18 protein-coding genes, 2 rRNA genes, 1 pseudogene and 1 riboswitch are annotated in these 21,574 nt (G+C 69.0%); of the genes and pseudogenes, 4 read left to right on the top strand and 17 right to left on the bottom strand.

Features of this window, described 5'->3' with window-relative positions; all coding sequences use genetic code 11:
• Positions 1-28: 28 nt before the first annotated feature.
• The 4 genes from C1J00_RS16860 to C1J00_RS16845 all read right to left on the bottom strand — a co-directional run bounded on the left by C1J00_RS16860 (position 29) and on the right by C1J00_RS16845 (position 4,272).
• Positions 29-1,078 carry an endo-1,4-beta-xylanase gene (locus tag C1J00_RS16860; RefSeq protein ID WP_102909896.1) on the bottom strand — a complete coding sequence of 350 codons (1,050 nt, stop codon included), beginning with the start codon at positions 1,076-1,078 and terminating at the stop codon, positions 29-31.
• Positions 1,079-1,132: 54 nt separating this feature from the next.
• Entirely contained in the window at positions 1,133-1,897 is a 765-nt protein-coding gene (locus C1J00_RS16855) for a carbohydrate ABC transporter permease (RefSeq protein WP_237524362.1), read from the bottom strand.
• A 74-nt stretch (positions 1,898-1,971) separates the two neighbouring features.
• On the bottom strand, positions 1,972-2,973 hold the full coding sequence (locus tag C1J00_RS16850; protein WP_102909894.1) for a carbohydrate ABC transporter permease: 1,002 nt from the start codon (positions 2,971-2,973) through the stop codon (positions 1,972-1,974).
• Positions 2,974-2,979: 6 nt separating this feature from the next.
• Positions 2,980-4,272, bottom strand: coding sequence for an extracellular solute-binding protein (locus C1J00_RS16845; RefSeq protein ID WP_102909893.1), 1,293 nt, complete (start codon positions 4,270-4,272; stop codon positions 2,980-2,982).
• Positions 4,273-4,694: 422 nt separating this feature from the next.
• On the opposite strand from C1J00_RS16845, the pseudogene C1J00_RS16840 reads away from it, so the two are divergent.
• The 3 genes and pseudogenes from C1J00_RS16840 (at position 4,695) to C1J00_RS16830 (ending at position 7,095) form a co-directional block, all read left to right on the top strand.
• Positions 4,695-6,009 (top strand): annotated as a pseudogene (locus C1J00_RS16840) (hypothetical protein).
• Positions 6,010-6,121: 112 nt separating this feature from the next.
• Positions 6,122-6,517, top strand: a complete 396-nt coding sequence (locus tag C1J00_RS16835; RefSeq protein ID WP_102909892.1) for a TOBE domain-containing protein — start codon at positions 6,122-6,124, stop codon at positions 6,515-6,517.
• A gap of 158 nt (positions 6,518-6,675) precedes the next feature.
• Positions 6,676-7,095, top strand: coding sequence for a TOBE domain-containing protein (locus tag C1J00_RS16830; RefSeq protein ID WP_102909891.1), 420 nt, complete (start codon positions 6,676-6,678; stop codon positions 7,093-7,095).
• 64 nt (positions 7,096-7,159) lie between these two features.
• Here the strand turns inward: C1J00_RS16830 and gcvP are convergent, their stop codons facing one another.
• On the bottom strand, positions 7,160-10,045 hold the full coding sequence (gcvP, locus tag C1J00_RS16825; RefSeq protein ID WP_102909890.1) for an aminomethyl-transferring glycine dehydrogenase: 2,886 nt from the start codon (positions 10,043-10,045) through the stop codon (positions 7,160-7,162).
• A gap of 175 nt (positions 10,046-10,220) precedes the next feature.
• Positions 10,221-10,316: riboswitch (glycine riboswitch) on the bottom strand.
• 113 nt (positions 10,317-10,429) lie between these two features.
• On the opposite strand from gcvP, the gene C1J00_RS16820 reads away from it, so the two are divergent.
• A complete protein-coding gene (locus tag C1J00_RS16820) occupies positions 10,430-10,804 on the top strand; it encodes a PRC-barrel domain-containing protein (RefSeq protein ID WP_102909889.1) in 375 nt (124 codons plus the stop codon).
• Here the strand turns inward: C1J00_RS16820 and C1J00_RS16815 are convergent.
• The 12 genes from C1J00_RS16815 to C1J00_RS16760 form a co-directional block, all read right to left on the bottom strand.
• Positions 10,723-12,174: a DNA polymerase IV gene (locus C1J00_RS16815; protein ID WP_102909888.1), complete on the bottom strand. Its 1,452-nt coding sequence runs from the start codon at positions 12,172-12,174 to the stop codon at positions 10,723-10,725. The genes C1J00_RS16820 and C1J00_RS16815 overlap by 82 nt on opposite strands.
• A gap of 135 nt (positions 12,175-12,309) precedes the next feature.
• Positions 12,310-12,993: a MerR family transcriptional regulator gene (locus C1J00_RS16810; protein ID WP_102909887.1), complete on the bottom strand. Its 684-nt coding sequence runs from the start codon at positions 12,991-12,993 to the stop codon at positions 12,310-12,312.
• Positions 12,994-13,288: 295 nt separating this feature from the next.
• Positions 13,289-13,762 (bottom strand): bifunctional nuclease family protein, encoded by a 474-nt coding sequence (locus tag C1J00_RS16805; RefSeq protein WP_003988851.1) that lies wholly within the window; start codon positions 13,760-13,762, stop codon positions 13,289-13,291.
• 82 nt (positions 13,763-13,844) lie between these two features.
• A complete protein-coding gene (ftsR, locus tag C1J00_RS16800) occupies positions 13,845-14,582 on the bottom strand; it encodes a transcriptional regulator FtsR (protein ID WP_102909886.1) in 738 nt (245 codons plus the stop codon).
• A 67-nt stretch (positions 14,583-14,649) separates the two neighbouring features.
• Positions 14,650-15,603: a zinc-ribbon and FHA domain-containing protein gene (locus C1J00_RS16795; RefSeq protein ID WP_102909885.1), complete on the bottom strand. Its 954-nt coding sequence runs from the start codon at positions 15,601-15,603 to the stop codon at positions 14,650-14,652.
• Positions 15,604-15,664: 61 nt separating this feature from the next.
• Positions 15,665-16,582: a DUF881 domain-containing protein gene (locus tag C1J00_RS16790; protein ID WP_102909884.1), complete on the bottom strand. Its 918-nt coding sequence runs from the start codon at positions 16,580-16,582 to the stop codon at positions 15,665-15,667.
• Between the two features lie 5 nt (positions 16,583-16,587).
• Positions 16,588-16,920, bottom strand: coding sequence for a small basic family protein (locus tag C1J00_RS16785; RefSeq protein WP_003988855.1), 333 nt, complete (start codon positions 16,918-16,920; stop codon positions 16,588-16,590).
• Positions 16,917-17,762, bottom strand: coding sequence for a DUF881 domain-containing protein (locus C1J00_RS16780; RefSeq protein WP_180989574.1), 846 nt, complete (start codon positions 17,760-17,762; stop codon positions 16,917-16,919). Before C1J00_RS16780 ends, C1J00_RS16785 begins: the two co-directional genes overlap by 4 nt.
• Positions 17,763-17,929: 167 nt before the next feature.
• Complete coding sequence (locus C1J00_RS16775) at positions 17,930-20,425, bottom strand: mannose-1-phosphate guanyltransferase (RefSeq protein ID WP_102909882.1); 2,496 nt, start codon at positions 20,423-20,425, stop codon at positions 17,930-17,932.
• A gap of 114 nt (positions 20,426-20,539) precedes the next feature.
• Complete coding sequence (gene clsA / locus C1J00_RS16770; RefSeq protein ID WP_102909881.1) at positions 20,540-21,148, bottom strand: cardiolipin synthase ClsA; 609 nt, start codon at positions 21,146-21,148, stop codon at positions 20,540-20,542.
• Between the two features lie 109 nt (positions 21,149-21,257).
• Positions 21,258-21,374, bottom strand: a 5S ribosomal RNA gene (gene rrf, locus C1J00_RS16765).
• 95 nt (positions 21,375-21,469) lie between these two features.
• A 23S ribosomal RNA gene (locus C1J00_RS16760) occupies positions 21,470-21,574 on the bottom strand; the annotation flags it as partial.

The raw sequence follows: 21,574 nt of genomic DNA, 5'->3' as shown, positions 1-21,574 counted from the left end.
CTGTCGGGCAGGGCGCCGTCCGCCCCCGCTACCTCCCCCCGAGCGCCTCACGCAGCGCGAAGTACGCCGGCTTCCGCCGCAGTTCCTCGTCCCACGGCAGGGCCGCGCCCTCGCCCGGGAAGACCACCGGGATCCAGGAGTACTTGTCGGTGTAGTCCCACAGGGTGATGCCGACACACCGGCGTACCGCCAGGCACGCCTCGGTCAGGTCGGCGTACCACTCGGCCTGCTGGTCCAGCTTCTCCTCGGTCGCGGGCAACTGCATGCGGATGTCGACCTCGGTCAGCGAGGTGTCGAGACCGAGCCGGGAGAAGCGGCGGAGGTTGTCCTCCAGAGTGGTCGGATAGCCGTACTGCAGGGCGAGATGGGCCTGGAGGCCGATGCCGTGCAGCGGGACGCCCTTGGCCTTCAGTTCCTTGGCCAGCTTGTAGTAGGCGTCGCTCTTCGGGCCTATCCCGTCGATGTTGTAGTCGTTGAGGTACAGCTTGACCCCCGGATCGGCCTGGTGCGCCCAGCGCAGCGCGTCGGCGATGTAGCCAGGGCCGAGCGTCTTGTAGAAGACCGACTCCCGGTACGTGCCGTCCTCGTTGAACGCCTCGTTGACGACGTCCCAGGCGAACACCTTGCCCCGGTAGTGCCGTACCTCCGTCTGGATGTGCTTCTTCAGCACGGCCCTCAGCTCCGGGGCCGTCCACTCCCTGCTCGTGAGCCATTGAGGCAGCTGGCTGTGCCAGACCAGGGTGTGGCCGCGCACCTTCTGCCGGTTGGCCCGGGCGAGGTTCACGATCTCGTCGCCCTTGGAGAAGTCGAACACGCCCTGCTGGGGCTCGGTCGCGTACCACTTCATGCCGTTGCCGGGTGTGATCTGGTCGAACTCGCTGCCGAGCAGGGCCTTGTACGGCCCGTCCACGAGCTCGGGGTTGTCGGTGGCGCTGCCGAAGTAGCGGCCGTGCCGCTGGGCGAGGTCGGCGAGAGTGGGCTGCTGGTGACCCGCCTGGGCGGGGGTGCCGGCTGTGATGCCGGCGGCGACCAGGAACGCGGCGACGGCGCCGGCGAGTCTCAGACGGGCGATGCGCATGGTGCGACTCCTCACGAGAGACGGGTGGGTAGAGCCGTACGTTGGCGGAACGCGTCAGCCCTTGGTGGCGCCGGCGGTGAGGCCGCCGACGAGCTGACGCTCGGCGACCGAGTAGAAGGCGAGTGCGGGCACCATGGCCAGCACCAGATAGGCGAAGACCTTGGCGTACTCGGCGGAGTACTGCCCCTGGAACTGCTGGACGCCGATCGGCAGCGTCCACCATTGCGCGTCGGTGAACACCAGCAGCGGCAGGAAGAAGTTGTTCCAGCTGGTGACGACGGCCAGCACGGAGACGGTGCCGAGCGCGGGCCGGGCCATGGGCAGCAGTACCCGCCAGAAGAAGCCGAACGAGCTGCACCCGTCGAGTGTGGCCGCCTCCTCCAGCTCGCCGGGGATCTGCCGGAAGAAGCCCCGCAGGATGATGATCGTCATGGGCAGTCCGAAGGCGGCCTGCGGGAGGATCACGCCGAGGGGATTGTCCAGCAGGTCCAGGGAGCGCAGCAGCAGGAACAGCGGCAGGGCCGCCACCGCGAAAGGGAACATCAGCCCCATGGTGAACAGCGTGAACAACGCCTCCCGGCCCCGGAAGGCGAACCGCGCGAAGGAGAACGCCGACAGGGCGGAGACCGCGACGATCAGGACGGTCGTGCCCACCGCGATCAGCGTGCTGTTGCCGATCAGCCGCCAGAAGTCCCCCGAGCCGAGAATCTGGGTGTAGTTGGAGGTCACCCACGACTCGGGCAGACCGACCGGGTTGCGGGAGAGCTCGTCGGTGGACTTGAAGCCGGAGAGCACGGCGTAGAGCAGGGGGACGGCCATGACCGCGCCCACGACGGTCAGGACGAGGTGCAGGCCCCAGGTCCTGCGGCCCCCACGGGTCTTCTGACTGACGGTCACTTTCCGTCCCCCCGCATGGTCGTGGTGGCCCCTTCGAGGTCCCGGCGGAGCACGAACCGCTGGTAGGCGAGGGCGAAGACGAGGCTGATGCCGAACATGACCACGCTGATCGCGCTGGCGTAGCCGACCTGGTAGCGCTTGAAGCCGTACTGGAACATGGTCACGGCCATGGTCTCGGAGTGGTGGTCCGGTCCGCCCGCGGTGGTGACCCAGACCAGGTCGAAGAGCTGGATGGCCCCGATGACCGACAGGAAGACGCTGATGCGCAGGGTGGGCGCGAGCAGCGGCAGCGTCACGTTGCGGAACCGCTGCCAGGCACTCGCCCCGTCGATGAGCGCCGCCTCGGTCAGCTCCCGGGGCACCGCCTGGAGCCCGGCGAGGTAGAGCATCATGTGGAAGCCGAAGTACTTCCAGGTCATGACCAGGAAGACGGTCGCCATGACGGTGGACGGATCCGCGAACCACTCCCCGCCCAGGCCTTCGAGACCCACCTTGCCGAGGACCTGGTCGGCGAAGCCGTCGTCCGGGGCGAAGATCATGCCGAAGAGGATTCCGGTGATGGCCTCGGACAGGACGTAGGGGGCGAAGAACAGCATCCGGTACACGGCCCGGCCGCGCATCCGCTGGTTGAGCAGCACGGCCATGGCGAGCGCGAACGGCAGCTGGATCGCGAGCGACAGCACCACCAGCACCAGGCAGCGCCACAGGTCGCCGAGGAAGACCTCGTCCTGGAAGAGCCGGGTGAAGTTCTCGCCGCCGATGTAGTCGGAGGGCATGCCGAAGCCGCCCCAGCGGAAGAACGCGGCGTACAGGGCGAACAGCATCGGCAGCAGCACGAGCCCCATGAACAGCACAAGGGCGGGGAGTTGGAAGCCGGCCGCCGTGAGCCAGTGCAGCGCGCGTCGCCGGGCCCGCCCCGGGGGCCGCCGTTCAGCGGCCGGGGGCGGGGAGCCGGCGCCGGGGCCGGTCCGTTTGTCCGGCAGGAACGTTGAGGTCATCGCCGGCTACTGCTCTTCCTTCGCGGTCTTCGTGATCGACTGGGCGACCTGCCCGGGCGACTTGGAGCCGGCGATGAGCGCGGCCACACTGTCGTTGACCTCCTGGCCGACGGCGGGCGCGTACGCCTGGTCGAGGTAGAGCTGGAAACCGGTGGCCGCCTTCAGCTGCGCCTGTACGGCCTTGATGTTGGGGTCGGCGATGGCGCTCTCGGCCGCGGGGACCACGGGCAGGACGCCGGTCTTCTTGACCAGTTCCAGGTCGGTCGCCTCGGACGCGAAGAACTTGAGGAAGTCGACGGCCTCCTGCGGGGCGCCCCGGCGCAGGGCGTGGCCGCCGCCTCCGCCGAACACCTCGGTGATGGTGCCCTTGCCGCCCTCGACAGCGGGGAACGGGAAGAAGCCGAGGTCCTTGCCGAGCCCCTTGCCGGCGTCGGCCTGCACGGTGGGCGCCCACTGGCCCATGAGCTCCATCGCCGCCTTGCCGTTGCCGACGGTGGCGGCCTGACCGGTGGGTGTGGAGTAGGCGGCGCCGAGGTGGCCCTTCTGGAACGGCTGAAGGCCGACCAGTTCCTCCAGGTGTTCGCCCGCCTCGACGAAGGGGGCGCCGGTGAAGTCCTTGTCGTCGTAGGCCTTCTGGAGGGCTTCCGCGCCGGCGGTGCGCATCGCCAGGTAGGCCCAGTAGTACATGCCGGGCCACTTCTCCTTGCCGGCCAGCGCCAGCGGGGTGACCTTGGCGGTCTTGAGCTTGCGTACGGCGTCGAGGAAGCTGTCCCAGGTGGTGGGGGGTTCGGCGATGCCGGCCTTCTCGAAGAGCGCCTTGTTGTACCAGAAGCCGATCATGCCTATGTCGAACGGTATGCCGTAGGCCTGCTCGTCGATCAGGTACGGCTCCCTGGCGACCGGCAGCAGGGCGTCGCCCCACGGCTTGGTCCGGTCCGTGAGGTTCTCGACGAGCCCGGCGTCGACCTGCTGCTTCAGTACGCCGCCGCCCCAGGTGTGGAAGATGTCGGGCAGCTTCCCGGAGGCGGTCAGGGCCGTCATCTTCGACTTGTAGGCGTCGTTCTCCATCTGAACGATCTTGACCTTGACCTTGGGGTTCTGCGCCTCGAACTTCCGGGCGAGGGCGGCCCAGACGGTCTTGGACGGCTCGGTGGTGGAGATGTTCCACCATTCGATCGTGGTCGTCCCGGACGACCCTCCGTTCGAGTCCCCGCCGCATGCGGTCAGTGCCGTCATCCCCATACCGGCCGCGGCGGAGGCCGCCAGGAAGCCGCGGCGGGACAGTGCGGGGTCGCCCATCATGCTCTCCTCGAAAGTTTCGAAGTAGTTCCAGAAAGGTTCGCTGCTGCCGCACCCTAGAGACAGCGGGTAAACGGTGGCAACCCCTTGTACACGCTGAATCTCACGCCAGACGCTGGACCTGATGAAATGACGAAACATTCGACTTGACAGACGAACGTTACGAAGCCGACTGGGCCGCGATCACCCAGAGTGTCCGGTCAAGGGCGGGCGACGGACCCCGCTGACGCAGCCGACCAGGCCGCCCCACCCGCTCCCAGCTCGCGTTTTCACATCCGCCTCCGCCCCGGCCGCCAGTCTTAACGGAAGCTTGACGCGTACAGCCCCCTCATTCACGGGCCACGACATCACCCTCCGCTTACGGTGATCGCGCCGTCCTGTGATGGCCGGAACCCCGCCGAGCCCACATCGGGAGCATGTCGATGGCCACCACCGAGCACCCGGCACCGAGCCGACCGGAGCCCACTCCACCCAGCCGTCTGCGCACCTGGATGCTGGAGGGCCTGTCCGACATGGGCAAGGCCGGCGGCCACACCGGGCCCCACGCCGAGCCGGAGCCCCCGCACGGGGGCCGGCCCTGGTGGCGGGTGATGTGCCTGACCGGCGTCGACTACTTCTCGACCCTCGGCTACCAGCCGGGCATCGCGGCCCTCGCCGCGGGTCTGCTGTCACCGATCGCGACCATCGTCCTCGTCGTCGTCACGCTGGCCGGAGCCCTGCCCGTCTACCGCCGCGTGGCCGAGGAGAGCCCTCACGGCGAGGGCTCGATCGCGATACTGGAGACGCTGCTGTCGTTCTGCAGGGCAAGCTGTTCGTGCTGACCCTGCTGGGTTTCGCCGCCACCGTCTTCCTCATCACCATCACCCTTTCGGCCGCCGACGCCTCCACCCACCTCGTGGAGAACCCGCATCTGACCGGCGTCCTGCACGACAGTCAGCTGCTGATCACCCTGGTCCTGGTGGCGCTGCTCGGCGCGGTGTTCCTCAAGGGCTTCCTGGAGGCGATCGGCATCGCGGTCGCCCTCGTCGGGGCCTACCTCGCGCTGAACGTGATCGTGGTGGTCGTCGGCCTCTACCACGTCGCCACCGCGGACCATGTGGTCACCGACTGGTCGAGCGCCCCTCACCACCCAGCACAGCAAACGTGATCGAGCGCCCGGACGGCGTGAAGATCGGCGCCTGCTTCATCGCCGGCATCATCCTGGTCTCCCTGCTGTCACGGCTGGCCCGGGCGTTCGAGCTCCGCGTGACCAGCGTGACGCTGGACGGCATGGCGGAACGTTTCGTCCGGGACATGGCCAGCCGCCGGATGCGGTTCATCGCCAACGAGCCGGACATGCGCGACATCGCCGAGTACCGGGACAAGATCGAACAGATCCGGCAGGACAACGACGTGCCCGGCCAGGACGACTTCGTCTTCGTCGAGGTGACGGTCACCGACCCGTCCGAGTTCGAGGCGGGCCTGACCGTCCGCGGCGATGTGCTGCACGGCCGCTACCGGGTGCTGACCCTGGAGTCGTCCTCCGTCCTCAACGCCCTGGCCGCGTTGCTGCTGTACGTCCGCGACTCGACGGGCCGCACCCCGCACATCTACTTCGAGTGGACCGAGGGCGGGCCCTTCGCCAACTTCCTGCGCTTCTTCCTCTTCGGCCAGGGCGAGGTCGCCCCGGTGACCCGCGAGGTCCTGCGCGAGGCGGAACCGGACCGCGAGCGGCGGCCGAGGGCGCACGTGGGCTGAGCCGGGCCGTCGCACTCCTCCTGGCGAACCCCAGACCAACGCTGTATCGCGTTACACCCAACGACCGGCCCCGCATCCGTCGTTCCCTTCCCCCGCGCTTATCGTGACCGGCATGCAGTCCTACACGATCGGCCAGGCAGCACGGCTGCTCGGCGTGAGCCCGGACACCGCCCGCCGCTGGGCGGACGCGGGCCGCATCACCACCCACCGCGACGAGACCGGGCGACGGCTCGTCGACGGGCGGGACCTGGCCGCGTTCTCGGTCGAACTCGCCCGGTCCGGCTCCCCGGAGGAGGACACGCCCTACACCTCGGCCCGCAACGCCTTCCCGGGCATCGTCACGGCGATCAAACTCGGCGACGTCGCCGCCCAGGTCGAGATCCAGGCCGGCCCGCACCGGCTCGTCTCCCTGCTCACCCGCGAGGCGGTGGAGGAACTCGGCCTGGAGATCGGCATGGAGGCGACGGCCCGCGTGAAGTCGACGAACGTCCACATCGACCGTGTCTGAGCCGGGGTGACAGCGCTGGGCGGCGCGGACCCGCGCCTGCCGGCTCGGGTGCGCGCCGGTCCGGCGCAGACACCCCGGCACCGGTCCCGGGTGGCAGCGCGGGCGACGCGGACCTCCGCATACCCGACAGCACGCTCCCGCCGGTCTACCGTGCACCCATGAGCCTGAGCATCCGCAACCAGCTCCCCGGCACCGTCACCGCCGTCACCCCTGGCGAGGCCATGGCGACGGTCAGGGTCCGCCTCACCGGCGGCCAGGACCTCACCGCGGCGATCACCCGCGAGGCCGCGGAACAACTCCGTCTCACCCCGGGCGCCGCCGTGCGCGCCCTGATGAAGTCGACGGAGGTCTCCCTGGCCACCGCGCCGATCGAGGGCCTGTCGATCCGTAACCAGCTCCCCGGGACGGTCACGGACATCGCGGCCGGCGCCGCGATGGTGTCGGTCCGCGTCACGGTCGAGGGCGGCGAACTGACCGCCGCGATCACCGGGGACGCGGCGCACGACCTGGCCCTGTCACCCGGTATCCCCGTCGTCGCCCTGATCAAGGCGACCGAGGTGTCACTCGCCACCGCGTGACGCGCAGGGAAACGGCGAGAGGGGCCCCGCACCGCGGAGCCCCTCCCCATGACCGGTCGGCCGATCAGTCCTCGTACGCGTCCAGCGGCGGGCAGGAGCACACCAGGTTCCGGTCGCCGAAGGCCTGGTCGATGCGGCGCACCGGCGGCCAGTACTTGTCGGCGGTCGACACCCCGGCGGGGAAGACGGCCTCCTCACGGCTGTAGGCGTGCGCCCACTGACCTGCGAGCGCACCGGCGGTGTGCGGGGCGCCGCGCAGCGGGTTGTCCTCAGCGGGCCACTCACCGGAGCCGACCTTCTCGATCTCCGCGCGAATGGCGATCATCGCCTCGCAGAACCGGTCCAGCTCGGCCAGGTCCTCCGACTCGGTCGGCTCGATCATCAGCGTCCCGGCCACCGGGAACGACATGGTCGGCGCGTGGAAGCCGTAGTCGATCAGCCGCTTGGCGACATCGTCGACGCTCACGCCGGTCGCCTTGGTCAGCGGCCGCAGGTCGATGATGCACTCGTGGGCGACGAGCCCGCCGGGACCGGTGTAGAGCACCGGGTAGTGCGGCTCCAGCCGCTTGGCGATGTAGTTGGCGCTGAGCACGGCCACCTGCGTGGCCCGCTTCAGCCCCTCGCCGCCCATGAGCCGGACGTACGCCCACGAGATCGGCAGGATGCCGGCCGAGCCCCACGGCGCCGCCGAGATGGGCCCGACGCCCGTCTCGGGGCCCGCCTCGGGCTGCAGCGGATGGTTCGGCAGGTAGGGCGCGAGGTGCTCGCGCACCGCGACCGGGCCGACGCCGGGACCGCCGCCGCCGTGCGGGATGCAGAAGGTCTTGTGCAGGTTCAGGTGCGAGACGTCCCCGCCGAAGTGCCCCGGCTTGGCGAGCCCGACGAGAGCGTTGAGGTTGGCCCCGTCGACGTAGACCTGGCCGCCCGCCTCGTGCACCTGGGCGCAGATGTCGGCGACGTGCTCCTCGAACACCCCGTGGGTGGACGGGTAGGTGATCATCAGCACGGCCAGCTCGTCGCGGTACTGCTCGATCTTCGCCCGCAGATCCTCGACGTCGATCTCGCCGTCCTCGGCGGTCTTCACGACCACGACCTTCATGCCCGCCATCACCGCGCTGGCGGCATTGGTGCCGTGGGCGGACGACGGGATCAGGCACACGGTGCGCTGCTCGTCCCCGTTGGCCCGGTGGTACCCGCGGACGGCGAGCAGTCCGGCCAGCTCGCCCTGCGACCCGGCGTTCGGCTGGAGGGACACCTTGTCGTAGCCGGTGACCTCGGCGAGCCGGTCCTCCAGCTCGTGCATGAGGGTGAGGTAGCCCCCGGCCTGCTCGGCGGGCGCGAAGGGGTGCAGCTGCCCGAACTCGGGCCAGGTGACCGGCTCCATCTCGGTGGTGGCGTTGAGCTTCATGGTGCAGGAGCCCAGCGGGATCATGCCCCGGTCGAGCGCGTAGTCGCGGTCGGCCAGCCGGCGCAGGTAGCGCAGCATGGCGGTCTCGGAGCGGTACTGGTGGAAGACCGGGTGCGTCAGGTAGTCGTCGGTGCGCAGGAGCGCGCCCGGAAGCCCGTCCTCGGTGGCCGCGTCCAGCGCCTCGACGACGCCCTCGGCCCCGAAAGCGGCCCATACGGCACGCAGCTGGGCCCGCGTCGTGGTCTCGTCGCAGGCGATCGAGACGTGATCGGCGTCCACGAGCCGCAGGTTGACCCCGTTGTCCCGCGCGGCGGCCACGACCTCGGCGGCCCGGCCCTCGACGCGCACGGTCAGGGTGTCGAAGTAGGAGCCGTGCACGACCTCGACCCCGCCGTTCGCCAGTCCGGCGGCGAGGACCGTGGCGTACCGGTGGGTGCGCCGGGCGATGCCCTTCAGGCCCTCGGGCCCGTGGTAGACGGCGTACATGCCGGCCATGACGGCGAGCAGCACCTGGGCGGTGCAGATGTTGCTGGTGGCCTTCTCACGGCGGATGTGCTGTTCCCGCGTCTGCAGGGCCAGCCGGTAGGCCTTGTTGCCGTCGGCGTCCACGGACACGCCGACGAGCCGCCCGGGCAGGCTGCGCGCCATCTTGTCCTGGACCGCCATGTAGCCGGCGTGCGGTCCGCCGAAGCCCATGGGCACGCCGAAGCGCTGCGTCGTCCCGACGGCGATGTCCGCCCCGAGCTCGCCGGGCGACTTCAGCAGCGCCAGCGCCAGCAGGTCGGCGGCGACGGTGACGAGCGCCCCGAGCCCGTGCGCCTGTTCGATGACCGGCTTGATGTCCCGCACGGCGCCGGAGGCGCCCGGGTACTGGATCAGCACACCGTTGATGTCACGCTCGGCGAGGTCGGCGGGGATGCCCTGGCCGAGGTCCGCGACGACGACCTCGACGCCGGTGGGCTCGGCGCGGGTCCGGATCACGGCGATGGTCTGCGGAAGCGTGTCCGCGTCGACCAGGAACAGGCCCTTCTTGTTCTTGCCCAGACGCCGCGACAGCGCCATGGCCTCGGCGGCCGCGGTGCCCTCGTCGAGCAGGGAGGCGCCGGAGGTCGGCAGTCCGGTCAGCTCGGCGACCATCGTCTGGAAGTTGAGCAGCGCCTCGAGCCGGCCCTGCGAGATCTCCGGCTGGTACGGCGTGTAGGCCGTGTACCAGGACGGGTTCTCCATGACGTTGCGCATGATCACCGGCGGCGTGAACGTGCCGTAGTAGCCGAGGCCGATCATGGAACCGAGGACCTCGTTGCGGTCGGCGAGGGAGCGCAGTTCGGCGATCACCTCGGCCTCGCTGCGGGCGCCCGGCAGGTCCAGCGCCTCGGCGCTCTTGATGACGGCCGGGACAGCGGCGGCGGTGAGCTCGTCCAGCGAGCCGTAACCGACCTGGGCGAGCATCTTGGCGCAGGCCTCGTGGTCGGGGCCGATGTGGCGCTGCTCGAAGGGGACTGCCTCTTCGAGCTCGGAGAGCGGAATGCGGTGGGGGGTCATTACGGAGGCCTCCTGGTCGACACGACCTTCGAGGGGCACCACGGCACGGGTACCCGGACGGCCTCCCCCTCTGTCATCTCAACCTGAGAGCTTCACCGGATCGCCCGAAGGCCTCCGGTTTTCACCGTCGGTGAGAGCGGAAGCCGTCGACACCCGCTCTGCTTTCCAGAGTGACCTCGTCCGTGCGGTACGTGAGCCTGAGAGATTCCGGGGAGGATTTGCTCCTTCGGCGCCTCCGATGGTGTCTGGAGGACTCTCCCGCACGGGGTCAACAGCCGCTGCCAGCGTACCAGCGAGGTCAACGCACGAACCTTCGAGTGGCCGCATCCCCGCTTGTACCGTTTTGTAGTGTTTACGGATGAGGTGCGACCATGTGGAGGTCCCGTGCGAACCGATATCGATCCGCGCAACCTGATCGGCCGCAAGGCGTTCGACCGCAACGGGACCAAGATCGGCACCATCGACGAGGTCTACCTCGACGACGCCACCGGCGAGCCGGAGTGGGCGGCCATACGGACCGGCCTGTTCAGCAGGGACGCATTCGTCCCCCTGGAGCCCAGTGAACTGATCGAGGGCGCCCTGCACGTCCCCTTCGAACGCGCCCTGATCAAGGACGCCCCCGACTTCGGGGTGGGCCGCCACCTCTCCCCCGAGCAGGAACTGCAGCTCTACCACCACTACGGTCTCGACGTCGCCGCCCCGCCCCCGCTGCCGGACCGCGACTTCGGCAAGCTGGCGGGCACCGACGAGACGGCATGAGACTCCCCGGGCGCCTCGACTCTCCCGTCGGCCCCTCGTAACACCAACGGCAGCGGATCCGCCGCCACCAGCTCCGGGTCGTCGACCCGGAAGGTCCGCACGCGCCCGGGCTCCGAGGAGGGCGTCTCGAACCGCACGGTGACCCTCCCCAGGCCGCTGCCCTGCACCCAACCGTGACCGAACTCGGCGTGCCGCACGTCGTGCCCGGCGGGCCAACGCCGCTCGGCGAGCGACGGCTGCTCCTCGGCCGGCGCCACGGCGTGCTCCTCGACCGGGCCCTCCGCGACCGCCCGCTCCCCCGCCGCCTGGGCGAACAGGTCCTCCTGTGTGTAGTCGGCGAGCCCGCTGACGCCCACTCCGAGGAGCCGCACCCCGCCGGTCGTGTCGACCGAGTCCAGCAATCTGGCCGCCGCCTCACGGATCACCGCCGGATCGTCCGTGGGCCCGCGCAGCGTCTCGGAGCGGGTGAGCGTCGAGAAGTCGTAGCGCCGCACCTTCAGCACGATCGTCCGCCCGGACAGCCCTGCCCCGCGCAACCGGCGCACGCACCGCTCCGCGAGCCGCTGCACTTCCAGCCCGACTCGCGTCCGGTCGTGGATGTCGACGTCGTAGGTGTCCTCGACCGACACCGACTTCGTCTCCCGCTCCGCCACCACGGGCCGGTCGTCCCGCGCCAGCGCCATGGCGTGGAGACCGTGCCCGTGCGCCTTCCCCAGCAGCCGGACCAGTTCGTCCTCGCCCGCCTCGACGATCTCCTCGACCGTGGTGATCCCGGCCCGCCTCAGATGATCACCCGTGGCCGGGCCCACCCCCGGCAGGATCCGCACCGACATCGGCCCGAGCATCGCCCGCTCGGTCCCCGGCTCGATCACCACCAGCCCGTCGGGCTTGGCCTCCTCCGAGGCGATCTTTGCGAGCATCTTGGAGGCTGCGAGCCCCACCGACCCCGTGAGCCCTGTGACGGCCCGTATGTCGGCGCGCAGCTTCATCCCGGCCAGCCGCGCCGAGGGCTCGTCCCAGGCCACGTCCCCGGCCTCCAGGTCCACGAACGCCTCGTCCAGGCTCAGCGGCTCCACCAGCGGCGACAACGCCCGCAGCAGCTCCATCACCCGCTCGCTGATCGACCGGTAGAAGTCGAAGCGCGGAACGAGGTAGGCGGCGTTCGGCGCGAGCCGCCGGGCCTGCCCCATGGGCATCGCCGAATGAACCCCGAAGACCCGCGCCTCGTACGACGCGGTCGCCACCACGCCTCGCGGCCCGAGCCCTCCCACCACCACGGCCTTCCCGCGCAGACTCGGCTTGGACGCCTGTTCCACCGAGGCGAAGAAGGCATCCATGTCGAGATGCAGGATCGTGGGCGCGGTTCTCACAACTCCGATGCTGCCCTACGCCACTGACAACGCCCCGCACGACCGCCAGGAACGCTCCGCGGGAAACCGCTTACGCTCCGGTGCGGAAACGTCCCGCCTACTGCGGCCGCGTGCGGTCCTTCGCTGCCGGACGGCTCAGACGGCCCGGTTACGCCGACGCGCAAGCTCGTCCGCCGGATTGGGTCCGACCAGGGTCTCGCCGGTGTCGATCCGCTCGCCGTGCAGCTGGGACAGCGCGCTCTCGACGTCCCGCCACACCACGCCCACGGCGATCCCGAACACACCCTGGCCACCTTGGAGCAGGGCATGGACTTCGTCGGGGGAGGTGCACTCGTAGACCGTCGCGCCGTCGCTCATCAGCGTCATGCGCTCCAGGTCGCTGAAACCGCGGTCCCTGAGGTGGTGGACGGCCGTCCGGATGTTCTGCAACGACACCCCGGTGTCGAGGAATCGCTTGACGATCTTCAGGACGACCACGTCCCGGAAGCTGTACAGCCGCTGCGTCCCGGATCCGTGGGCGGGGCGCACGCTCGGCTCGACGAGCCCCGTACGGGCCCAGTAGTCCAACTGCCGGTAGGTGATACCGGCGGCCGCACAGGCCGTGGGGCCGCGATAGCCGATCTGCTCGGACGCCATGGACGTCGTCCCTCCGCTGCTCGGCACCGCTGTCGGTCGCTGCGGAGCGCGCTCGGCCGCACCTCCGGGCTGAGGGCACCCCCCGCCCGGGAGGGGCCGTGAGCCGGGGGGAGGGTACGGACCGCTCGCCCTGAGACTGCGCTCGGGGCCGCCCCCAGCCGTACCGTCGCCGCTGCTTCTCACGCCGACCTCCGTCCTTGACCTGCCTTCTCGACGGTAGGCAGTCACCAGGGGTGCGTCAACGATCGCCACACTCGCCACGCCGAGTGATAATCACCCTGAGAGTGGTTTCCCGTGCCCCACCGCGGGGAAAGGCTAGCCGAATGTGTTCGGCGCGAGCCGTATGACGCTCTCACTCGCCACCGGCACATGCGGGCATTTCACCCGTCACACATACGGCGGGCGGCCCCCACCACGGACCGCGTCGTCCGCTGGGCCGCCCACACGCCTTCTCAGACCGCTGCGGATCCCGAGGCGCTCACTGGCTGCTGCTGCCGAAGTCCTCCGGGGAGATCTGGTCGAGGAACTCGCGGAACTTCTCCACCTCGTCCTCCTGCTCGTCCGGGATCGCGATGCCGGCGTCGTCGAGCACCGTGTCACTTCCGTAGATCGGTGTCCCGGTGCGCAGCGCGAGCGCTATGGCGTCGGACGGGCGGGCGCTCACCTCGACGCCGCTGGCGAAGACCAGCTCCGCGTAGAAGACGCCCTCACGCAGGTCCGTGATGCGCACTTCCGTGAGCTCCTGGCCGACGGCTTCCAGCACGTCCTTGAACAGGTCGTGAGTCAGCGGCCGCGCGGGCGCCATGCCCTGCTGGGCGAAGGCGATCGCTGTCGCCTCCCCCGGCCCGATCCAGATGGGGAGGTAACGGTCGCCTCCCACTTCACGCAGCAGCACGATCGGTTGGTTGGAGGGCATTTCGACCCGGACACCTACGACATCGAGCTCGTTCACACAGCAACCCTAGGCCGTGCTCGGGACGTTTGGGTAGTCGGGCCGGTATCGGGCGCCTGATCCGGCCCTGTGCGCGCCCTCCTCAGGGCAGCCGCACGCCGAGCGCCGTACGCACCAGCGCGGCGTGCAGCTTCACCGTGAGCCCGGCCAGCTCCTTGGTGCGGGCCTCGGCATGAGCCCTGGTCTGCGGGTTCCGGTGCCTTCTCAAGGGGGCCACCACCTGGTCCACGAGCCCGGCCTCACGGTCGGCGGCGGCCTTCATCGCCCGCAGGTGCCGGGGCTCGATCCCGAACCGCCCGAGCTCGATGACGAGCAGGGCGACGGTGACCGCCTCGGCGTCATAGGCCCCGTCCTCCAGTGGGGTGAGGAGACCGTAGGACTCCCACTCCTTGAGCTCCTGCTCGTCGACGCCCGCGGCGGCGAGCAGTTCCGCTCGCCCGATCCTGGCCGCTGTGGGACCCTCGGGCGGTTCCGGAGCGGCCTCTCCGTCCCGCTGACGGCCCAGGACCGGCAGCGGCAAGGCCTCACCGCGCTCCATGGCCTCCAGGTGCTCCCGGATCACCTTCAAGGGCAGATAGTGATCCCGCTGCATCCTCAGGACGTGACCCAGGCGCTCGACGTCATGGGCGCTGAACTTGCGGTACCCCGACGGGGTTCGCTGCGGCTCGATGAGCCCTTCCGACTCCAAGAACCGGATCTTGGAGATGGTCACTTCGGGAAACTCGTCGCGCAGCGCGTTCAGCACCGCGCCGATGCTCATCAGCCCACTGTCCGTGGCGGCGGCGCCGTGCCCGGCACCGCCGCTCGGTTTTTGCAGCATGGACCTTCCCTGACGGATGCACCCTCGCTGGGTCTCCTCGCTGGGGGTCTGTCCGGACGGAGCCCGGTCAGTAGCCCCGCTGGCTGGCGTAGAAGACCAGCCGGTACTTGCCGATCTGTACCTCGTCGCCGTTGTTCAGAGCGACCTGGTCGATTCGCTCGCGGTTCACGTACGTACCGTTCAGGCTGCCCACGTCGGCCACCGTGAACGAACCGTCCTGACCGCGGCGGAACTCCACGTGCCGCCGGGACACCGTCACGTCATCCAGGAAGATGTCGCTCTGCGGATGCCGGCCGGCCGTGGTCAGATCACCGTCCAGCAGGAAGCGGCTGCCCGAATTCGGCCCACGGCGCACGACCAGGAGCGCGGAACCCAGCGGCAGCGCGTCGACCGCGGCCTGAGCCTCCGGGGACAGGGTCGGCATCGGCGTCTGGCCGGTGGTCTCGCTGTCGTAGGCCTCGAGACCGGAGATGGAGATCGTGGAGGTCGTCTCGGACGGACGCTCCGGCGTCGCCCCCGCCCGCAGCGGCGCGCCGCAGTTGGAGCAGAAGCGGCTGTTCTCCGCGTTGCGGTTACCGCACCTCGTACACACCAGGGCCGACATCGGATCCTCCTGCCGCGGCTGCCCACCGGGGGCGTTGGACGCATACGGGTCGGAAAACCCTCCACCCGCACTTGAGGTTGACGGTTGCCCGAAACCTATGCCGCCGGGCTGTGCAGGGTCAACCGACGGCGCGCCCTGACCACCGGAAACATCGCCGCCAGGGCCGCCGACCTGGTCCCGGAACAGCGGCCGCTGGCCTTCCGCGTCAGGCTGTGCGCGATGGCGAGCGGTCGCATTGTCGCTGCCCTCTCGCGCGCTCTTGCCGAACAACTTCGCAAACAACTTCACGGGCGATTCCCCTTGACCGAAACAGACCCGCCCGTGGGGCAGGACGAACCCTGACTGAACACTCTGGCCGACCCGGACATCCTGACAACGTCCGTCTGCACCAGACAGTTTCCACCACGCACCGCCCATTCGGTGCGCCGACCCCCCGCAACCTCATGCCCTCGCCCGACGCCGCCCATGCACCCCCGGTTCACTGGGAGGACGACCGAGCGTAGTCAGGCCGCTTCGCTGCTCGCAAGGCGTCCACCACGATGTCGGTGGACCGCTCGATCGTGACGGTGGCCTGTTCCTTCTCGAGAGTCTGCACCACGCCTCCGGGGATGTTGAGCGCCGGCTCCAGATCCTGCGGCTTGCCGATGACCTTGAAACGATAGGGCGCGTTGATCTTGTTCCCGTCGACGCTCACGCCCTTGCCGGAGTCCGCGAAATAGGTGCCGGCGACGACGCGGACACCGTTGACCTGAATCGCCTCCGCGCCCGCGGCACGCAGCTCCTGGATCGCGTCGAGCAGCATGTCCGCCTCGACCGTTCCCTTCGTGTCCACGACCGTCATGGTGATGCCGGGCCCCTGTGCGGCCACGGTGCCCGCCAGGATGCCGAGTTGCCTCTCCTTCTCGATCGTCTGCTTCCTGGCCTCCTCGGCCTGGTCGGAGCTGTTCTCCAGCTCGTCGCGCTGCTGCTCGAGCCCCCGCTTCTCGTCCTCAAGACGCTGAGTACGGTCATCCAGTTCATCCAGGATGCGGACAAGATCTTCCTGCCGCGCACCCCGCAGGGCGCTGTCGCTGTCGCTGTTCGAGGCCACCTGCACGGCCAGCCCGAACCCCAGACCGAACAAAAGCACCGCGACGATGAGTTGGGCCCGGGTGACACGCGGCGGCCACAACCCCTGCACCAGCCGCTGCCGACCGGTCAGCCGCGGCCCGGGGTCCGGCTGCGGTTCCGGTACCTGCTCGGGCTCCGGCTCCTTCGGCGCCTCCTCGGCCTCGGCGGCGGGCGGCGCCACGGGCACCTCCTGAGGCAGCTCCTCGCGCAGCCTGTTCCCGGACTCGCCGTCGCCGTCGCGCGTGTCGCCCCGGTCCTCGGCCGTCTTCTCGTCGTGATCGCTCATCGGCCTCACGCCCTGAACACGTGCCGGCGGATCGCCGCGGCGTTGGAGAAGATCCGGATGCCGAGGACGACCACCACGCCGGTGGACAGCTGGGCACCCACGCCGAGCTTGTCGCCCAGAAACACGATCAACGCGGCCACGACGACGTTCGACAGGAACGACACCACGAAGACCTTGTCGTCGAAGATGCCGTCGAGCATGGCCCGCAGGCCGCCGAAGACGGCATCGAGCGCCGCCACGACAGCGATCGGCAGATAAGGCTCGACCACCGCCGGAACCTCGGGCCGAACCAACAGGCCGGCCACGACTCCCACGACGAGGCCCAGTACGGCGATCACGATGTGCCCTTCTCACTCTTCTCAATGCTCGGCTGTGCTGTACGTACGGTCACACTCGGCGCGGCAGGCAGCCGGAGGTCGTCCTCCACGGAGATGCCTGTCCTGATGCCGTAGCTCTCCTGCAGCGCGTTCAGATACAACCCGTCCGCGCTGTTCTGGAACCGCGTGCTCAGCCGCTGCCCGTCCCCGACCGCCAGCACCGTGTACGGCGGGACCAGCGGCTTGTTGTCGACCAGTATGGCGTCCCCGGCGGCCCTGATCGCGGACAGCGCCGTCAGCCGCTGCCCGTTGATCGAGACGGCCTCGGCACCCGACTCCCACAGCCCGTTCACCACGCGCTGCATGTCCCGGTCCCGCACCCGGCCGGTGTCGGAGAACCCGGAGGTCTCCCGCGGGTCGGCGTCGCCGCCCGTGGCGGCTTGTTTGGCGTCGTTCACCACGAGCTTCACGCCGGGGCCGTGCACCGCGACCGCGCCCGACAGGATGCCCGTCAGGTCGGAGTCCGCGCTGCCGCCGCTGTTCTTCAGCGCCTCGCGCTGCCGTGCGCTCACGTCCGCGCGCAGTTCGTCGACGGAGTCCTCCAGCTTGTCCGCCGCCTCGGTCTCCTGGTCGATGCGGTCGACGAGCTCTTCCCGCTCCTTGGCGACGACCGGAGCCGCGACCCTCGCCTGCGCCGCTCCGAGGGTGACGACGAGGGCCGCGAGCACCAGTCCGGCGGCGAGCCCCAGCTTCGCCCGGAGCGTCTTCGGCATGCCGCCGTCTCCCGCGGCCTTCTTGCGCGCTGCGGCCTCGGCATACCCTTCGTCGAGGCTGTGGTCCATGACGTTGGTCAGCAACGACATGGACGCATCCGGGCGCCTGGGCCGCGTGGGTGTGCTCCGAATGGGGGGTTGCTGCGGCATGCCGCACATCGTCGCACGTCGCGAGCACTACCTCCGAACGGCCCCACCGGCGTGCCGGACAGGCCCCGTTGGGGACACCTGTCCGGCACGCACGCGTACAGCCCGTCCTACCGGCCGGCGCTGTCCACGACAGCCGACCATTCGTCCAGCAGGGCCTGCGCGGACGCGTCGTCCGGCCCCTCGGCCCACAGGTGGGTCACGGCCTCGGCAGGGTCGGGCAGGACCATCACCCAGCGCCCGTCGGTCTCCACGACGCGCACACCGTCGGTGGTGTCCACGAAGCGATCTCCGGCCGCTTCGACGACCCGCCGCATCACGAGCCCCTTGACGGCCCACGGAGTCGCCAGATCCCGCTTCAGGACGTGCGCCCGCGGGATCCGCGCATCGATCTGGCTGAGCGTGAGCTGCGTCCGCCCCACAAGCCCGATGAGCCGCACGAACGCCGCGGTGGCGTCGTACACGCTGCTGAATTCGGGGACGATGAATCCGCCCTTGCCATCACCACCGAAGATCGTCCCTTCCTCACCGCCCACGCGCGTGAGGTCGTCGGGAGAGGTGGTCGTCCACTCGACCTGCGTCCCGTGGTACGCCGCCACCTGCTCGGCGATCCGGGTCGTGGTCACCGGCAGCGCGACCCTGCCGCTGCGCCGTTCGGCGGCGACGAGGTCCAGCATCACGAGCAGCGCCCGGTCGTCCTCGATGATTCGCCCCTTCTCGTCGACGAGCGACAGCCGCTCACCGACGGGGTCGAACCGCACGCCGAACGCGGCCCCGGAGGACGCCACGATCTCCCCGAGACGCACCATCCCCGACCGCCGCATGTCGGCCGTCTCCGTGGGCCTGGACTCGTCGAGGCCTGGGTTGATCGTCAGCGAGTCCACCCCGAGCTTGCCGAGCAGGCTCGGCAGGACGAGTCCCGCGCTTCCGTTGGACGCGTCCACGACGACCTTCAGTCCGGAGTCCGCGATCCCGGTCGTGTCGACGTTCCGCAGCAGCGACCCGGTGTACGAGTCGAAGACACTGGCCGGGAAGTGCAGGTCACCGATCTCCCCCGGGAAGGCCCGGCGGTATTCCTGTCGCGCGAACACCCGGTCCAGCTTCCGCTGGCTGCCCTGCGACAGGTCGGCGCCCTGCCCGTCGAAGAACATGATGTCGACCGAGTCCGGCACCCCTGGCGTGGTGCGGATCATGATGCCGCCGGCGCTGCCCCGCGCGGTCTGCTGCCGGGCAACCGGCAGCGGCACGTTCTCCAGGTCCCGCACGTCGATCGCGCTGGCCTGCAGCGCGGAGATCACTGCCCGCTTGAGCGCACGGGCGCCACGGGAGTGGTCCCGGGCCGTGGTGACGGTCGAGCCCTTCTTCAGCGTCGTCGCGTACGCGCCTGCGAGGCGGACCGCCAGTTCCGGCGTGATCTCCACGTTCAGGATGCCGGACACACCGCGGGCGCCGAAGAGATGCGCCTGGCCCCTTGACTCCCAGATCACCGAGGTGTTGACGAAGGCGCCGGCCTCGATGGTCTTGAAGGGATAGACCCGCACATTGCCCTGAACGATCGATTCCTCACCGATCAGGCACTCATCACCGATGACCGCGCCGTCCTCGATCCGTGCCGCTCGCATGATGTCGGTGTTCTTGCCGACCACGCAGCCACGCAGGTTGCTGTGCGGCCCCACGTAGACGTTGTCGTGGACGACGGCCTTGTGCAGGAACGCACCGCTTTTGACGACCACGTTGGAGCCCACGACGGTGTGCTCACGGATCTCGGAGCCCGCCTCGACCTTGGCGTAGTCACCGATGTAGACGGGCCCACGGAGGACGGCGTCGGGATGGACCTCCGCACCCTCGGCGACCCATACGCCCGGTGAGATCTCGAACCCGTCGACGTCCACGTCGACCTTGCCCTCCAGGACATCGGCCTGAGCCTTCACATAGCTCTCGTGAGTGCCGACGTCCTCCCAGTAGCCCTCGGCGATGTAGCCATAGATGGGCTTGCCTTCCTTCATGAGCTGCGGGAAGACATCGCCGGACCAGTCGACGGGCACATCGGGCTCGACATAGTCGAAGACCTCGGGCTCCATCACGTAGATGCCGGTGTTCACGGTGTCGGAGAAGACCTGACCCCAGGTGGGCTTCTCCAGGAAGCGCTCCACCTTGCCCTCTTCGTCGACGATCGTGATACCGAATTCCAGCGGATTGGGCACACGCGTCAGACAGACCGTGACCAGCGCGCCCTTCTCCTTGTGGAAATTGATGAGCTCGGTGAGGTCGAAATCCGTCAGAGCATCGCCGGAGATGACGAGGAAGGCATCGTCCTTCAGCGCTTCCTCTGCGTTCTTGACGCTTCCAGCGGTACCGAGTGGCTTCTCCTCATTGGCATACGTGAGCTCCATACCGAGCTCTTCGCCGTCACCGAAGTAGTTTTTGACAAGCGACGCCAAGAACTGGACAGTCACGACTGTTTCGTTGAGCCCATGCCTTTTGAGCAGCCGCAAAACGTGCTCCATGATCGGCCGGTTGGCCACCGGCAGGAGCGGCTTGGGCATGCTTGAGGTCATAGGGCGAAGGCGCGTGCCTTCGCCTCCGGCCATCACGACGGCCTTCATGTCGGAAGCGTCCTCCTCGAAGAGACGGTCTGGCCGACTTCCCCCGCCAGGATTGTCCCGCAGATATCCAGTACGGGCCATCGCTCCGCTACGGCGGCAGGACCATCCGGGAGTTCAATCGGTCATGGCGTCCGCACGAACCAGGCGGCGGACTTGTACCACGTAGAGGACTCCTGCCCACCAGTACAGCGTTGTACCCCACCCGGCGAACGCCCATCCGAAAATGGCAGCCAGTGACGAGATCCAGCCGCTTCCGTCGCTGAGCAGAAGCAGGGGGAAGGCGTACATCAGGTTGAAGGTCGCGGCCTTGCCCAGGAAGTTCACCTGGGGCGGCGGATAGCCGTGCCGGCGGAGGATGCCCACCATGACCAGCAGAACCAGCTCTCGCGCCAGAAGTGCAGCCGTCAACCAGAGGGGCAGAATCTCGCGCCAGGTGAGGCCGACCAGGGTGGAGAGAATGTAGAGCCGATCGGCTGCGGGATCGAGGAGCCGGCCGAGGCTGCTGATCTGGTTCCAGCGCCGCGCGAGCTTGCCGTCCAGGTAGTCGGTGACACCGCTCAGGGCGAGTACCAGAAGGGCCCATCCGTCACTCTTGGGCCCACCGAACTCAGGTCGCAGGATCAGCCACAGGAAGACGGGCACACCGACGAGGCGGGCCATGCTGAGGATGTTCGGGATGGTGAGTACACGGTCCGTCTGGACACGAGTCTCCTGAACCTCCACCCGGGGGCCTCCTGTGGGAAATGTACCGACGATGCCCCCTGACCTTACCTCAACGCAAAAAGCTCTGGCTCTTGGGCTTGTGTGCCCAAGAGCCAGAGCTCTAAAAGAAGTTCGGCGGCGTCCTACTCTCCCACAGGGTCCCCCCTGCAGTACCATCGGCGCTGTAAGGCTTAGCTTCCGGGTTCGGAATGTAACCGGGCGTTTCCCCTACGCTATAACCACCGAAACACTATGAAACTGTCGAACCATGCCGCACCATACCGTGACCATGGCATGGGGCCGTTCGTGGTTTCAGAACCAACACAGTGGACGCGAGCAACTGAGGACAAGCCCTCGGCCTATTAGTACCGGTCAACTCCACACGTTACCGTGCTTCCATATCCGGCCTATCAACCCAGTCGTCTACTGGGAGCCTTACCCTCTCAA

This window comes from Streptomyces cahuitamycinicus (assembly GCF_002891435.1).
Classification (GTDB): domain Bacteria; phylum Actinomycetota; class Actinomycetes; order Streptomycetales; family Streptomycetaceae; genus Streptomyces; species Streptomyces cahuitamycinicus.
This window is presented reverse-complemented; position numbering and strand designations above follow the sequence as displayed.